This window comes from Mycobacterium genavense ATCC 51234, from assembly GCF_000526915.1.
In the GTDB taxonomy this organism is placed as follows: domain Bacteria; phylum Actinomycetota; class Actinomycetes; order Mycobacteriales; family Mycobacteriaceae; genus Mycobacterium; species Mycobacterium genavense.
In genome coordinates, this window is record NZ_JAGZ01000005.1 from 107,178 (window position 1) to 121,583 (window position 14,406).

Below are 14,406 nucleotides of genomic sequence, written 5' to 3' on the forward strand. Positions count from 1 at the left end.
GCCTTCGAGTAGAACAGGTTCTAAGAACCGTTTCAATATCGGGCCCTCATCGGCCCGGAAAGGCGGAGAAATGAAGCTGGGCTTGCAGCTGGGATATTAGGGCGCTCAGCCGCCGGAGAACCACGGCGAGCTCGTTGCCGACGCGGAGGCCGCCGGATTCGACGCCGTGTTCACCGCCGAGGCATGGGGTTCCGACGCCTACACACCGCTGGTCTGATGGGGCTCGTCGACGCGGCGGGTGCGGCTGGGTACGTCGGTGGTCCAGCTCTCCGCGCGGACCCCGACCGCATGCGCGATGGCCGCGCTCACCCTCGACCACCTCTCCGGTGGCCGCTACATCCTCGGGCTCGGCGTGTCCGGACCGCAGGTCGTGGAGGGCTGGTACGGCCAGTCGTTTCCGAAGCCGCTGGCCCGCACCCGTGAGTACATCGACATCGTCCGACAGGTGTGGGCCCGCGAGGCACCGGTGACCAGTAACGGCCCGCACTACCCGTTGCCCTTGACGGGCGAGCGCACGACGGGCCTGGGCAAGCCGCTCAAGCCGATCACCCATCCGCTGCGTCCCGACATCCCGATCATGTTGGGCGCCGAGGGGCCGAAGAACGTTGCGCTGGCCGCCGAGATCTGCGACGGCTGGCTGCCGATCTTCTACACGCCGCGGATGGCAGACACCTATAACGAGTGGCTGGACGAGGGCTTCGCCCGGCCGGGCGCCCGCCGCAGCCGAGATGACTTCGAGATCTGCGCGACGGCCAACATCGTCGTCACCGAGGATCGCGCCGCGGCGTTCGCGGCCATAAAGCCCTACGTCGCGCTGTATATGGGCGGGATGGGCGCCGAGGACACCAACTTCCACGCCGACGTCTATCGCCGGATGGGATACGGGGAGGTGGTCGACGACGTCACCAAGCTGTTCCGCAGTGGACGCAAGGACGGCAAAGAACGAGCCGCCGAAATCATTCCCGACGAGGTCATCGACGACGCCGCGATCGTCGGCGACGTGGACTACGTGCGTAAGCAGATCAAGGCCTGGGAGGCCGCCGGCGTCACGATGATGGTCGTCTCCGGGCGCTCTCCCGAGCAGGTCCGGGACCTCGCCGCGCTGATATAGGCCGGGGCTTGCCCCGTCAGTAGAACGGGTTCTAGATTGGCCGGATGCTTGTGTCGCAGCACACCATCGCGGGCACGGTTCTCACCATGCCGGTGAGGATCCGTAAGGCAAATCAGCACATGGCGATGTTCTCGGTCGACGCCGACGCCGCGCAGCAGCTGATCGACTACAGCGGCCTGCGGGTCTGCCGCTACCTGCCCGGGCGGGCGATCGCGGTGCTGATGCTGATGCACTACCTCGACGGCGACCTGGGCCAGTACTACGAGTTCGGCACCAGCATCATGGTCAACCCGCCGGGATCTGACGCGTCGCGCCCGCGGGCGCTGCAGTCGGCCAGCGCCTTCATCCACCACCTGCCCGTTGACCAGCCGTTCACGCTGGAGGCGGGAACCAAGATTTGGGGCTACCTGAAAGTCATGGCGGAGTTCACGATTCGCGACGGGCGGCAGTTCGGGTTCGACTGCGCGGTAGACGGACAGCTGGTGATCGGCATGGACTTCCGTCCCGGTCTGCCGATCCGGCTGATGCCGCGCCAGCAGGCGCAGCGCAGCTACTCCCACCGCGACGGGATCACCCGCGAGACCGCCTTCGAGCACACCCTGGACGGCGTGCGGACCCGGCTTGGCGGTGTAAGCGTCAGGCTGGGCGATCATCCTTACACGAAAGAGCTTGCGTCGCTTGGGCTTCCGAAGCGCGCTCTAGTGTCCAGCTCCGCAGACCAGGTACAGATGACATTCGGCGATGCCCAGGAGATTTCATGACTGTTGTTGGATTAGGGACTAAGCCCGACGTCGACTTGACCGACGGCGCTTTCTATGCCGGTGACTCCCATTCCATCTACAAGTGGATGCGTGAGAACGAGCCGGTCTTCAGAGACCGCAACGGGCTCGCCGCGGCCTCGACCTATCAGTCCGTCATCGAGGCCGAGCGCAACCCCGAGCTGTTCTCGAACGCCGGCGGCATCCGCCCCGATCAGCCCGGCGTCGAGATGATGATCGAGATGGACGATCCGCAACATCTGTTGCGCCGCAAGCTCGTCAACTACGGCTTCACCCGCAAGCGGGTGAAGAACTTGGAGGCCTCGATTACCTCGCTGTGCGACACGCTGATCGACGCGGTCTGCGAACGCGGCGAGTGCGACTTCGTCTGGGACCTGGCCGCGCCACTGCCGATGGCGGTCATCGGCGACATGCTCGGTGTGCGTCCCGAGGAGCGCGCGATGTTCCTCAAATGGTCCGACGATCTGGTCAGTTCCCTCAGCAGTACCGCGGCCGAGGCGGATGTCCAGGTCACGATGGACGCCTTCGCCACCTACAGCGAATACATGATGGGCATGATCGAGGAACGCACGAAGGAGGCGACCGACGACCTGGTCAGCGTTCTCGTGCACGCCGAGGTCGAAGGTGCGCGTCTGGAAGACCACCAGATCGTCACCGAGGTACTGCTGCTGCTGATCGGCGGCGACGAGACGACCCGGCACACGCTGTCCGGCGGCACCCGGCAGCTGTTGCTGCACCCCGATCAGCACCGGCGCCTCGCCGGCGATTTGGGCTTGCTGCCCAACGCAATCGAGGAGATGCTGCGCTGGACGGCGCCGGTGAAGAACATGGCCCGCACCATTACCGCCGACACCGAGTTCCACGGCACCCAGTTGCATCAGGGCGAGAAGATGATCCTGCTGTTCGAGTCGGCGAACTTCGACGAGAAGGTCTTCGACGACCCGGAGAGCTTCAACATCGAGCGCTACCCGAACAACCACCTCGCGTTCGGTTTCGGCACGCACTTCTGTCTGGGCAATCAGCTCGCCCGCCTCGAGCTGTCGATCATGCAGACCCGGCTGCTGCAACGGCTGCCCGACATGCGGCTGGCCTCGGATGCCGAGCTGCCGCTGCGGCCGGCGAACTTCGTGTCCGGCCTGGAGCAGATGCCGGTCGCCTTCACCCCGAGCGCGCCGCTGGGGTAAGCCGTCGCGCGCTGGCCTCGAAGTACCTCTTCGCCCAACGTGCTCAGGTGGCGGGGTTTAGGCGACTTTTCCGCCACCTGAGCACGTTCGGCGGGCCCAGGCCGCAGCCACACGGTGCAGAATTCCGCCCCGTGTGTCGTCGGCGGTAACCCGGATGACGATCCAGCCGAGATCGGACAGCGCTTCGTAACGCGCGATGTCCCGATTGAATTGCCGGCGATCGGTCCGGTGACGATCACCCTCGTACTCGACGGCGAGGGTGATGTCCTCCCAGCCCATGTCGAGGATCGCCACCAGCTCGCCGTATTGGCCGTAGACCGGTATCTGGGTCCGCGGGCTTTGGGTAGCCGGCGTCCACGATCAGCAGCCGCAACCAGGTCTCGCGAGGTGATTCGGCTCCGGCGTCAACCAGCTTGAGCGCTTGTCTGGCGCGCCTGACATTGCGGTGTCCCTTGTAACGGTCGGCGAGCAGTTCGACCTCGGCGGTGTCCAGCCTCGTGGTTCTTGCCAGCGCATCGATTGCGGCGACGGCTCTGCCGACGGGATTGCGACAGGCGAGGTCGAACGCCGTACGGGCCGGTGTCGTGGCGGGCAGGCCGGCGATCGAAACGATCTCGTCGCCGGCAACACGATCCAACCAGGTGTGAATTCCTGCCGGCGGCCGACGGTGTTGATACAGCAACTGCGCGGGCGCCTTGTCGTCGACCCATTTGACGCCATGCAGTGCCGACGCAGAGTGCCCCCGCGATGATGCCACGCCGCCGGGACCACAGCCACGCGGCGCGGGCACGCGCCGCGGCGGTGAGGTCAGATCCGGATGGCACATAGACATCGGGATAGATGGCGACGAATCGGGTGCGTAGCTCGTGGCGCGTTGCCTCGCCGGATGCCCGTGCTTCGCTGCCGAGAAATGGTGCGGTCACGCGGGAAGTATGCCGCCGGACACCGACAGCCGCGCCGAACGTGCTCTGGTGGAGGGGTTTTGGCGATTTTCCCGCCACCAGAGCACGTTCGGCGAAGAGGGGTCTAGCGGTTCTGGAAGTTGGGCTTGCGCTTTTCGGCGAACGCCCTCGGGCCTTCCTTCGCGTCGTCGGACAAAAACGCCTTGATCCCGATCTGGGTGTCGATCTTGAAGGCGTCGTTCTCGTGCATGCCCTCGGTCTCGCGGATCGCCCGCAGAATCGCCTGCACGGCCAGCGGCCCGTTGTTCTCGATCAGCTCGGCGATCTCGAGCGCCTTGGTCAGCGCCTGCCCGTCCGGCACCAGATGACCGATCAGGCCGATTTCCTTGGCCTCGGCGGCGGTGATGTGCCGGCCGGTCAGCAGCAGGTCGCAGGCCACGGTGTAGGGAATCTGACGCACCAGCCGCACCGCCGAGCCGCCCATCGGGTACAGGCTCCACTTGGCCTCGGAAATGCCGAACTTGACGCTTTCGCCCGCGATGCGGATGTCGGTGCCCTGCAGGATCTCGGTGCCACCGGCGATCGCGGGGCCCTCGACGGCCGCGATCAGCGGTTTGGTCAGCCGACGACCCTTGAGCAGGGCGTCGATGCGTCACGGGTCGTAGCTGCCGTCCGTGAACGAGTCGCCCGGCGGCTTTTTGGTTGCCGCCTTGAGGTCCATGCCCGCGCAGAAGTAGCCACCGGCCCCGGTCAGGATGCAGCAGCGGATGTCGTCGTCGTTGTCGACGCGGTCCCAGGCCTGCACCATGATCTCCATCATTTCGGTGCTCAGCGCGTTGCGGGCGTGCGGTCGGCTCAGGGTGACGATCAGGGTGTGACCGCGCTGCTCGACGATCGCGTCGGGTCCCGTCGATTCGTTTGCTGGAGCCTCAGCCACGGCTACCGCCTTTCCCTCCAGATCGAGTACGAACTTGTCAAGAAATGTAACACGTTCTAATTTGGTGGCCGTGGCCCTGAATATTGCCGATCTTGCCGAGCACGCCATCGACGCCGTGCCTGGCCGTGTAGCCCTCATCTGCGGCGATCAACAGCTGACGTACGCCGAGCTGGAGGAGAAGGCCAACTGCTTGGCGCACTACCTGATCGAACAGGGTGTGAAGAAGGACGACAAGGTCGGACTGTACTGCCGCAACCGCAACGAGATCGTCATCGCGATGCTGGGCATCATCAAGGCCGGCGCCATCCTGGTCAACGTCAACTACCGCTACGTCGAGGGCGAGCTGTGCTACCTGTTCGAAAACTCCGAAATGGTCGCGCTGGTGCACGAACGCCAGTACTCGGATCGAGTCGCCAACGTGCTGCCCGACACTCCGGCCGTCAAGACGATCCTCGTCGTGGAGGACGGCAGCGACAACGACTTCCAGCGCTACGGCGGCGTCGAGTTCTACTCCGCGATCGCAAATTGCTCCCCGGAGCGCGACTTCGGCGAACGCAGCGCCGACGACATCTACTTGCTCTACACCGGCGGCACGACGGGTTTCCCGAAGGGCGTGATGTGGCGCCACGAGGACATCTATCGCGTTCTGTTCGGTGGAACCGACTTCGCCACAGGTGAATTCGTCAAGGGCGAGTACGACCTGGCCGAGGCCGCCGCGGCAAATCCGCCGATGGTGCGCCACCCGATTCCACCGATGATCCACGGCGCCACTCAGTCGGCCACCTGGATGTCGATCTTCTCGGGCCAAACCACCGTGCTGGCACCGGAATTCAACGCCGACGAAGTTTGGCGCACGATTCACGAGCACAAGGTGAACCTGCTGTTCTTCACCGGCGACGCGATGGCGCGGCCGCTGCTGGACGCGTTGCTGGCGCAGCGGGACAAGGGCAACGAGTACGACCTGTCGTCGCTGTTCCTGCTCGCCTCCACCGCCGCGCTGTTCTCGCCGAGCATCAAGGAGAAGTTCCTCGAGCTGCTGCCCAACCGGGTCATCACCGACTCGATCGGGTCCTCGGAGACCGGGTTCGGCGGCACCAGCATCGTCGCCAAGGATGCCCCGCACAGCGGTGGCCCGCAGGTGACGATCGACCACCGCACCGTCGTCCTCGACGAAGACGGCAACGAGGTCAAGCCGGGCTCCGGGGTCCGCGGCTTCATCGCCAAGAAGGACAACATCCCCCTGGGCTATTACAAGGACGAGAAGAAGACCGCTGAGACGTTCAAGACCATCAACGGTGTCCGGTACGCGATTCCCGGTGACTACGCGACCGTCGAGGAGGACGGCACCGTCACGATGCTGGGCCGCGGCTCGGTGTCGATCAACAGCGGTGGCGAGAAGATCTACCCCGAGGAGGTCGAGGCCGCGCTCAAGGGCCACCCGGACGTCTTCGACGCCCTGGTGGTCGGCGTGCCCGACCCCCGCTACGGCCAGCACGTGGCCGCCGTGGTGCAGGCGTGGCCCGGCACCCGTCCGGCGCTGGCCGAACTGGACGCCTTCGTGCGCTCCGAGATCGCGGGATACAAAGTGCCACGCAGCCTTTGGCTCGTCGACGAGGTGAAGCGATCACCCGCCGGCAAGCCGGACTACCGCTGGGCCAAGGAGCAGACCGAGGCGCGTCCGGCCGACGACGTGCACGCCGCGCACGTCACTGCGTGACGGATTTCGTCAAACGCCACCTCGGCGCACCCAGCGGATATTTCGCCTGGGAAGCCGCCGGGCTGCGATGGATTGCGGCGGTCGACGGCGGCGTTCCCTGTGCGCAGATCGTGTCGGTTGACGCGACGAGCCTGACCTTGCGGCGACTCGAATCGGTGCACCCCGACCCGTCGGCGGCGCGCGTCTTCGGCAACCGATTGGCGCTCACACACGACGCGGGAGCCCCGGCGTTCGGCGCGGGTCCCGACGGCTGGGATGGGCCGGGCTTCTTCGGGCCGTTGTCGCAGCCCCTGCCGATGTCGCTGCGGCACCACCGCCGCTGGGGCGAGTTCTACGCCGAAGAGCGGCTGGCCCCGATGCTCGAACGCGCGGCGGGCGGCCTGGGTGCGTCGGCCCGCGCCGCGATCGAGGAAGTGATGGCGCGTTGCCGTGCGGGCGATTTCGACGATGACGACCGGCCGGCCCGGCTGCACGGCGATCTGTGGGGCGGCAACGTGATGTGGACGCCGGACGGCGTGATGCTGATCGACCCGTCCGCGCACGCCGGGCACCGCGAGAGCGACCTGGCGATGCTCGCGTTGTTCGGCTGCCCGCATTACGACGCCGTCATCGCGGGGTATGAGCAGGTGCGAGAGCTGCAACCCGGTTGGCGCGACCGCATCGGGCTGCACCAACTCTTCCCACTGCTGGCCCACGTGGTGCTGTTCGGCAGCGGATACGCCCAGCGCACGCACGCTTGTGCCCGCGCCGCGCTGGCTCTGTGATGCGCGCGTCTAGTGTTGAGTGGCGATGACGATCGACGTGTGGATGCAGCACCCGACTGCGCGGTTCCTGCGCAGCGACATGCTGGCGTCGCTACGACGCTGGACCGGAGGATCCATGCCGGACTCCGATATCCCGATCGAGGTCACCGTCGCGGCGATAAACGAGGCCGACGTCGGCTTCGGATTACTCAGCGCGTGGTACGGGCCAAACGGTCAGGACCTGGTCTCCAACGACGAGGTAGCCGAGTGGATTCGGTTGCACCCGAACCGCTTTGCCGGGCTGGCGACCGTCGACCTGGACCGTCCGATGCAGGCGGTGCGTGAACTGCGGCGCCGGGTCGCCGACGGATTCGTCGGCCTGCGGGTGGTGCCGTGGCTATGGAACGCGCCGCCCACCGACCGCCGTTACTATCCGCTGTTCGCCGAGTGCGTCGAGTCCGCCGTTCCGTTCTGCACCCAGGTCGGTCACACCGGCCCGCTGCGGCCCTCGGAGACCGGGCGCCCGATTCCCTACATCGACCAGGTGGCGCTGGACTTTCCCGAACTGGTGATCGTGTGCGGGCACGTCGGCTATCCATGGACCGAGGAGATGGTGGCCGTCGCGCGCAAACACGAGAACGTCTACATCGACACGTCGGCCTACACCATCCGGCGGCTTCCGGTCGAGCTGATCCGATTCATGAAAACTACTACCAGACAACGCAAAGTCCTCTTCGGCACGAACTATCCGATGATCACTCACGCGCACCCCCTGGCCGGGCTCGACGAACTCGGGCTCGACGACGCGGCTCGCCACGACTTTCTCCACGGCAATGCCGAACGCGTATTCAGACTGGAGGCAAGCAGGTGAACGGTGCGCAGGCCCTGATCAACACCCTGGTCGACGGCGGCGTCGAGGTGTGCTTCGCCAACCCCGGCACCTCGGAAATGCATTTCGTGGCCGCGCTGGACACCGTCCCCCAAATGCGGGGAGTGCTAGCCCTTTTCGAGGGCGTCGCCACCGGCGCGGCCGACGGATATGCCCGCATCGCCGATCGGCCGGCGGCGGTGCTGTTGCATCTGGGCCCCGGATTGGGCAACGGCCTGGCCAACCTGCACAACGCGCGGCGGGCACACGTGCCGATGGTCGTCGTCGTCGGAGACCACGCCACCTATCACAAAAAGTACGACGCCCCACTGGAATCCGATATCGACGCGCTCGCGGGCACCGTCTCGGGTTGGGTGCGCCGCTCGGGTACCGCCGCCGACGTCGCGCTCGACGCGGCCGAGGCGATCGCGGCCAGCGTGGCCCGCTCGCAGATCTCCACCCTGATCCTGCCCGCCGACGTGTCCTGGTCCGACGGCGCCCAACCTGCGGCCGCGGCCGCCCGTCCGGCGAGCGCCGACCCGCTGCCGGCGCCCGAGGTCGCGCGGGTGCTGCGGTCGGGAGAACCAGCGCTGATCATGGTCGGTGGCGATGCCACGCGCGGCCCCGGGCTGGCCGCGGCGGCGCGAATCGCCGGGGCGACCGGGGCCCGCTTGCTGTGCGAGACCTTCCCGACGCGCCTGGAACGCGGCGCCGGTGTCCCCGCCGTCGAACGGTTGGCCTACTTCGCCGAGGCCGCCACGGCCCAACTCGACGGCGCCAAGCATCTGATCCTGGCCGGAGCCAAATCGCCGGTGTCCTTCTTCGCCTACCCGAACACGCCCAGCGACCTGGTCCCGGCCGGATGCGAGGTGCATGTGCTGTCGGAGTACCTCGGTGCGGCCGACGCGCTGATCGCATTGGCGGACGAGATCGCTCCTGGTACTTCCGCACCGCTGGCCGCCGCGTCGCGCCCGCAGCTGCCGACCGGCGCGCTGACCTCGGCGTCGGCGGCCGACGTGGTCGGCGCGCTGCTGCCCGAACGGGCGATCGTCGTCGACGAGTCGAACACCTCGGGCGTGCTGCTGGCACAGGCCACCGCCGGCGCGCCGGCCCATGACTGGCTGACGCTGACCGGCGGCGCGATCGGCTACGGCATCCCCACCGCGGTGGGCGTCGCGGTCGCCGCCCCGGACCGGCCGGTGCTCTGCCTGGAATCCGACGGGTCGGCGATGTACACGATCGCCGGACTGTGGACGCAGGCACGTGAGCACCTCAACGTCACCACCGTGCTGTACGACAACAGCGCTTACGACATCTTGCGGATCGAGCTGCAACGGGTCGGCGCCGGCTCTGCTCCCGGCCCTAAGGCGTTGGACCTGCTCGATTTATCTCGTCCCACAATGGATTTCGTGAAGATCTCCGAGGGTATGGGCGTGCCGGCCCGGTGGGTGAACACCGCCGAGGAGTTCGCCGACGCGCTGCGCGAGGCCTTCGCCGAACCCGGGCCGCATCTGATCGACGCGATGGTCCCGTCAATAGCGGGCTAGCACCGGAAGCCGGCTGACGAGCCAGTCCGTCAACGCATTGACGACCTCGACTCCGGTTTTGAAGCCGCCGTCGCGGACTTCGGCCGCCAACGCCACGCCCCATTCCCCCGATGGCGTGGGCAGAATCCCGAATTGCCGCACCAGGTAGCCGCCATCGCTGCCCGGACCCCAACCGCCTTTGGCCGCAGCGCCATTGGTGGCCAGGCCCCACCGGTGGTCGGGCGTGAGGTCGGTCATCAGCTCGATCACGTCCGCCGCTCCGGGGATCGACGGCAACTCGGCGGCGAATCGCGCTTGTCGCTGCAGACTCCACTGGGTCTGGTCGAATGCGGTGAAACCACGTCGAAGCCGCCGCGATTCGACCACCGTCGCGGTGTCGCCACCTTCGGCGACGACGCCCTGGACCTTGCGCGCCGCGGTCCACCGGTTCGCCCAGCAGCGCCCACAACTGTTCCGACGCGCGATTGTCCGACTCGGTGATGGCCTTGACGGCCAGCTCGCGGGCGCTGAGCCAATCGCTGCGCAATGCCGCGATGGCCAAGGGCACTTTGATCGTCGACCACGCGACCCCCGACCACCACCGGCCCAGGGAATACGTCCGGTCCGGACGGGCAATCGCGACACCAATGTTGGCCGGTACCACCTCGGAAAGCTGTTCGAAGCTCGCTTCCAACGTGAGCTCGAGGGGCCGGGACGTCATGGGGCTATCGGGGTATCGGCCATACCCGATCATGACAGTCGATACCTTCGGCCGCCAATTGCCGCTTGAGCACCTTGAACGTCACCGCCCGCGGCAGCTCCGCGCTGATCCTGACGTTCGACGGCCACTGCCTGGGTCCCAGGTCGGGCTGCTCGGCCAGGAACGCCCGGAACTTCTCGGCATCGAACTCGCTACCCGGCGCCATAACCAGTGCGGCCATCACCTGGTCGCCGACCGCGGATCGGGGATCGCGTACACGGCAACCTCGGCCGCGTCGGGGTAGCGCAGCAGCACCCGTTCGATCGGGGCGGCGCCGAGGTTCTCGCCGTCGACTCGCATCCAATCGCCCAGCCGCCCAGCGAAGTACGCGAACCCGGCTTCGTCGCGATAGCCGAGGTCGCCACTGTGGTAGATCCCACCGGCCATTCGCTCGGCCTCGGCGGCCGCGTCGTTGTAGTGACCTTCGAAACGACCCGGCCCGCTGGTGTTTACGATCTCGCCGACGACGCCCACCGGGCAGGACTTGCCGGTCTCGGGGTCGACGATGTCCAGTCCCTCGGTCAGCGGACCCAATGCGCCCGGTGGCGTATCGGGTGTGCGGGCGATCTCGACTCCGCCCTCGGTGGAGCCGAACCCGTCCTGGACCTTGCAGCCGAATCTGCGGCCAAACCGTTCGATGTCGGCGGGGAAACCCTCGTTGCCGTACACCGCCCGCAGCGGGTTGTCCGCGTCGTCGGATCGCTCCGGCGTGGCCAGCACGTAGGACAGCGGCTTGCCCACGTAGTTGGCGTGGGTCGCGCCGTACCGGCGGACATCCGGCAGGAATCCAGATGCGGAGAACTTGCGCCGCAACGTCATTGAGCCCTGGCACGCCGCGGCCACCGCCCAGCCGACCAGGACGGCGTTGGAGTGGAACAATAGCATGGACACGTAGCAGACGTCGTCGCGGCCAAGGTCGAAGCGTTGTGCCATCGTGATTCCGGCGATCGCGACCTTGCCGTGGCTGCACTTCACCGCCTTCGGTTCCCCGCTGGTGCCCGACGTGAAGATCAGCATGAAAAGGTCTTGGGCCGAGGCGGACTGGAAGCTCAACTCGGCGTCACGATGCGCGTCGACTTCGGCGGCCCACTGCGCCGAATCGACGTTGAGATGCTCGATATCATCGAGTGTCGCAGCGGATTTCGCGTCGGCCAGTACCACCTGACAGTCGGCTCGGCTGATGTCGCGGGCCAGCGCCTCGCCACGGCGCACCGGGTTGAGGCCGACCGGCACAATCCCCGACATCCCGGCCGCGGTCAGCACCGCCGAGAAGAAAGGCGTGTTCTCCAGCAGCACCCCGACGTGCGGCGGCCGGGCCGGGTCGAGGCACGCGCGCAGCGTCGCCGCGATCGCGGCGCCGTGTCGCAGGTGGTCGCGCCAGCTGGTGAACGAATCCTCGAAGTAGACGCCGCGGTCGGCGATCTCAGCCAGCGGCGCCAGCAGCTTGGTGACCGTCGGGTCAGCCGGAATCACGAAGCTAGGCAGGAGTTTCTGCCAGCTCGCGACCGATCCGGCGCAGCTGCCCGGTGGCCCCGCCCAGCGGGAACTCGGTCTCCTTGGCGGCCAGGAAGTAGCGGTGCGCCGGGTGATCGGTGTCGACGCCGACACCGCCGTGCACGTGCACGATGGTGTGCGCGACCCGGTGTCCGGCGTCGGCGGCCCAGAACGCGGCGCTGGCCACGTCGATCTCGGCCGGGATGTCTTCGGAGACCTTCCACGCCGCCTGGGTCAGCGTCAACCGCAGCCCCTTGACGTCGATGTAGCCGTCGGCCAGCCGCTGCGACACCGCCTGGAAGCTGCCGATCGGGCGGTCGAATTGCTCACGCTCGCGGGCGTATTCGGCCGTCATCTGCAAGCCGCGATCCAGCACTCCGAGCTGATAGGCGCTGCGCCCCAGGGTACCGAGCGTGCCGAGCCAGGCCACGACTTCACTTCCGCCGACCTTCCGCGCCTCATCCACCGCGACGCCGTCCAGCGCCAGGTGTCCGACGCTGTTCTTCCCGGTGGTCGTCAGCGTGGTCACCTTGACCCCCTGATCTTCGGCGCTCACCAGGAAAATGGCTGTGCTGGAATCGGTTTCGGCGGGAACCAGAAGCGTCCGCGACGGGGCCGAACCCCACCTGGGTGCGGGTCCCGGTCAACCGGTAGCCGTCACCGGCGCGGGTGGCCTGTATGGGTTCCTCGCCCATCTCGCCGTCCAGGGCAACCGTCAGGATCTTCTCACCCTTGACGGCCGGGACTCCCCAGGCCTGCTGCAGGTCCTCGGAGCCGAATCGTGCCAGCACCCCGGCGCCCAGCATCACCGAGTCCAGGTACGGCACGGCGGCCAGCTGGCGGCCCAGCGCAACCAGAATCGCGACCTGCTCGAGCGCGCCGAAACCGTCGCCGCCGAGCACGGACGCCGACGCGCTGGTGAGGATGTCGGCCTCGATCAGCTTCTGCCATGGGTCGCGGTCGAATCGCTGCTCGAGTGAGTCGAGTTCGCGTTGGTGCTCGGGCGTGCACACCGAATCGACGATCGTGTCGACCAGGCCGCCGAGGTCACTCGCCGCTTCGGTTGTCGTGAAATCCATGTCTGTCCTTAAGGCTCAGCGGTTTCGGGGCAGGCCGAGGGCGACCATGCCGATGATGTCGCGCTGCACTTCGTTGGTGCCGCCGCCGAAGGTCAGGATCAGGCAGGCCCGGTGCATCCGCTCGACCCGGCCTGCCAGCTTCGCGCCCGGCGAATCCTGGCGCACCGTCGCCGCGGTACCCAGCACCTCCATCAGCAGCCGGTAGGCCTCGGTGGCCAGCTCGGTGCCGTACACCTTCGCCGCCGACGCGTCGGCCGGGTTCAGGGCATCGCTGTGCGCTGACGCCAGCTCCCAGTTGATCAGCTTGAGCACCTCGGCCTTGGCGTGCACCCGGGCCAGGTTCAGCTGCACCCACTCCGAGTCGATTAGCCGGGCGCCACCGTCGTCCTTGGTGTTTTGCGCCCATTCGCGCACCTCGCGCAGGGCCAGGAAGATCGGCTGCGGGGACACCAGCGCGACGCGCTCATGGTTGAGCTGGTTGGTCACGAGCTTCCAGCCACCGTTCTCCTCGCCGATCAGGTTGGTCACCGGGACCCGCACATCGGAGTAATTAGGTGGCGCTGGTGTCCACCCCGGCCATGGTGTGCACGGGCGTCCAGGAGAAGCCCTCGGCGGTCGTCGGCACCACCAGCATCGAAATGCCGCGGTGCTTCTTGGCCTCGGGGTTGGTGCGCACCGCCAGCCAGACCCAGTCGGCGTAGGCGATCAGGCTGGTCCACATCTTCTGGCCGTTGATGACGTAGTCGTCGCCGTCGCGGACCGCCGTGGTGCGCAGGTTCGCCAGGTCGGTGCCGGTACCGGGCTCGGAGTAGCCGATCGAGAAGTGCAATTGCCCGGCCGCGATCTTGGGCAGGAAGAACTTCTTTTGCTCTTCGGTGCCGAACGCCATGATCGTCGGCGCCACGCTGTTGATCGTCAGGAACGGCACCGGCACACCGGCGATCGCGGCCTCGTCGGTGAAGATCAGCGAGTCCATCGGGGAGCGGTCCTGGCCGCCGTATTCCTTGGGCCAGTTCAGGGTGAGCCACCCGTCCTTGCCCATCTGCGCAACGGTGTCGCGATACGCGTTGCCGGTCCCGACCTCACTCTCGGTCGAGTGCAGCGCCTCGCGTCGCTCCGACGTCATGAGTGCAGTGAAGTACGACCGCAGCTCGCGACGCAGCTCCTCCTGTTCAGGGGTGTAACTGATGCGCATTCCAGCCGTCCTTTTGGTTAAGCGTGACAAGCTGCTATTCGACCGACGGTTACCCGTTCGTCTTCGGAGGTTGTAACACGTTCTAGTCTGGGAATCCAGCGAGCGTTTCCT

At 66.9% G+C, this 14,406-nt stretch carries 6 protein-coding genes and 7 pseudogenes; 7 read left to right on the forward strand and 6 right to left on the reverse strand.

The window, feature by feature from the left end:
- The first annotated feature begins 70 nt into the window (after positions 1-70).
- From T428_RS27795 to T428_RS0113100, 3 genes and pseudogenes are all read left to right on the forward strand, one after another.
- Positions 71-1,111: pseudogene (locus T428_RS27795) on the forward strand (LLM class F420-dependent oxidoreductase).
- Positions 1,112-1,155: 44 nt separating this feature from the next.
- Positions 1,156-1,872 (forward strand): acetoacetate decarboxylase family protein, encoded by a 717-nt coding sequence (locus T428_RS0113095; RefSeq protein ID WP_025736845.1) that lies wholly within the window; start codon positions 1,156-1,158, stop codon positions 1,870-1,872.
- Positions 1,869-3,074, forward strand: coding sequence for a cytochrome P450 (locus tag T428_RS0113100; RefSeq protein WP_025736846.1), 1,206 nt, complete (start codon positions 1,869-1,871; stop codon positions 3,072-3,074). The genes T428_RS0113095 and T428_RS0113100 overlap by 4 nt, the downstream gene beginning before the upstream one ends.
- Before the next feature lie 57 nt (positions 3,075-3,131).
- On the opposite strand, the pseudogene T428_RS27800 reads toward T428_RS0113100, so the two are convergent.
- Together T428_RS27800 and T428_RS27805 are read right to left on the reverse strand one after the other, a co-directional pair.
- Positions 3,132-3,997 (reverse strand): annotated as a pseudogene (locus tag T428_RS27800) (hypothetical protein).
- Between the two features lie 103 nt (positions 3,998-4,100).
- Positions 4,101-4,913, reverse strand: a pseudogene (locus tag T428_RS27805) (crotonase/enoyl-CoA hydratase family protein).
- A gap of 64 nt (positions 4,914-4,977) precedes the next feature.
- Here T428_RS27805 and T428_RS0113115 point away from each other — a divergent pair.
- Genes T428_RS0113115 through T428_RS0113130 form a run of 4 tightly spaced genes read left to right on the forward strand, consistent with a single transcriptional unit; the run spans position 4,978 to position 9,788 of the window.
- A complete protein-coding gene (locus T428_RS0113115; protein ID WP_025736848.1) occupies positions 4,978-6,630 on the forward strand; it encodes an acyl-CoA synthetase in 1,653 nt (550 codons plus the stop codon).
- Positions 6,627-7,394 carry a fructosamine kinase family protein gene (locus T428_RS0113120; RefSeq protein ID WP_025736849.1) on the forward strand — a complete coding sequence of 256 codons (768 nt, stop codon included), beginning with the start codon at positions 6,627-6,629 and terminating at the stop codon, positions 7,392-7,394. The genes T428_RS0113115 and T428_RS0113120 overlap by 4 nt, the downstream gene beginning before the upstream one ends.
- A gap of 25 nt (positions 7,395-7,419) precedes the next feature.
- A complete protein-coding gene (locus T428_RS0113125; protein WP_025736850.1) occupies positions 7,420-8,244 on the forward strand; it encodes an amidohydrolase family protein in 825 nt (274 codons plus the stop codon).
- Positions 8,241-9,788 (forward strand): acetolactate synthase large subunit, encoded by a 1,548-nt coding sequence (locus T428_RS0113130; RefSeq protein ID WP_025736851.1) that lies wholly within the window; start codon positions 8,241-8,243, stop codon positions 9,786-9,788. The genes T428_RS0113125 and T428_RS0113130 overlap by 4 nt, the downstream gene beginning before the upstream one ends.
- Here T428_RS0113130 and T428_RS27810 read toward each other — a convergent pair.
- From T428_RS27810 to T428_RS27825, 4 pseudogenes are all read right to left on the reverse strand, one after another.
- A pseudogene (locus T428_RS27810) lies at positions 9,774-10,488 on the reverse strand (serine hydrolase). The gene T428_RS0113130 and the pseudogene T428_RS27810 overlap by 15 nt on opposite strands.
- Before the next feature lie 4 nt (positions 10,489-10,492).
- Positions 10,493-12,000, reverse strand: a pseudogene (gene fadD17, locus T428_RS27815) (long-chain-fatty-acid--CoA ligase FadD17).
- A gap of 4 nt (positions 12,001-12,004) precedes the next feature.
- Positions 12,005-13,100, reverse strand: a pseudogene (locus T428_RS27820) (acyl-CoA dehydrogenase family protein).
- 15 nt (positions 13,101-13,115) lie between these two features.
- Positions 13,116-14,295, reverse strand: a pseudogene (locus tag T428_RS27825) (acyl-CoA dehydrogenase).
- Positions 14,296-14,406: the final 111 nt, after the last annotated feature.

Coding starts and splice junctions, on each gene's coding strand:
- T428_RS0113100 (WP_025736846.1), top strand. CDS start 1,869: ATGACTGTTGTTGGATTAGGGACTAAGCCCGACGTCGACTTGACCGAC.
- T428_RS0113125 (WP_025736850.1), top strand. CDS start 7,420: ATGACGATCGACGTGTGGATGCAGCACCCGACTGCGCGGTTCCTGCGC.
- T428_RS0113095 (WP_025736845.1), top strand. CDS start 1,156: ATGCTTGTGTCGCAGCACACCATCGCGGGCACGGTTCTCACCATGCCG.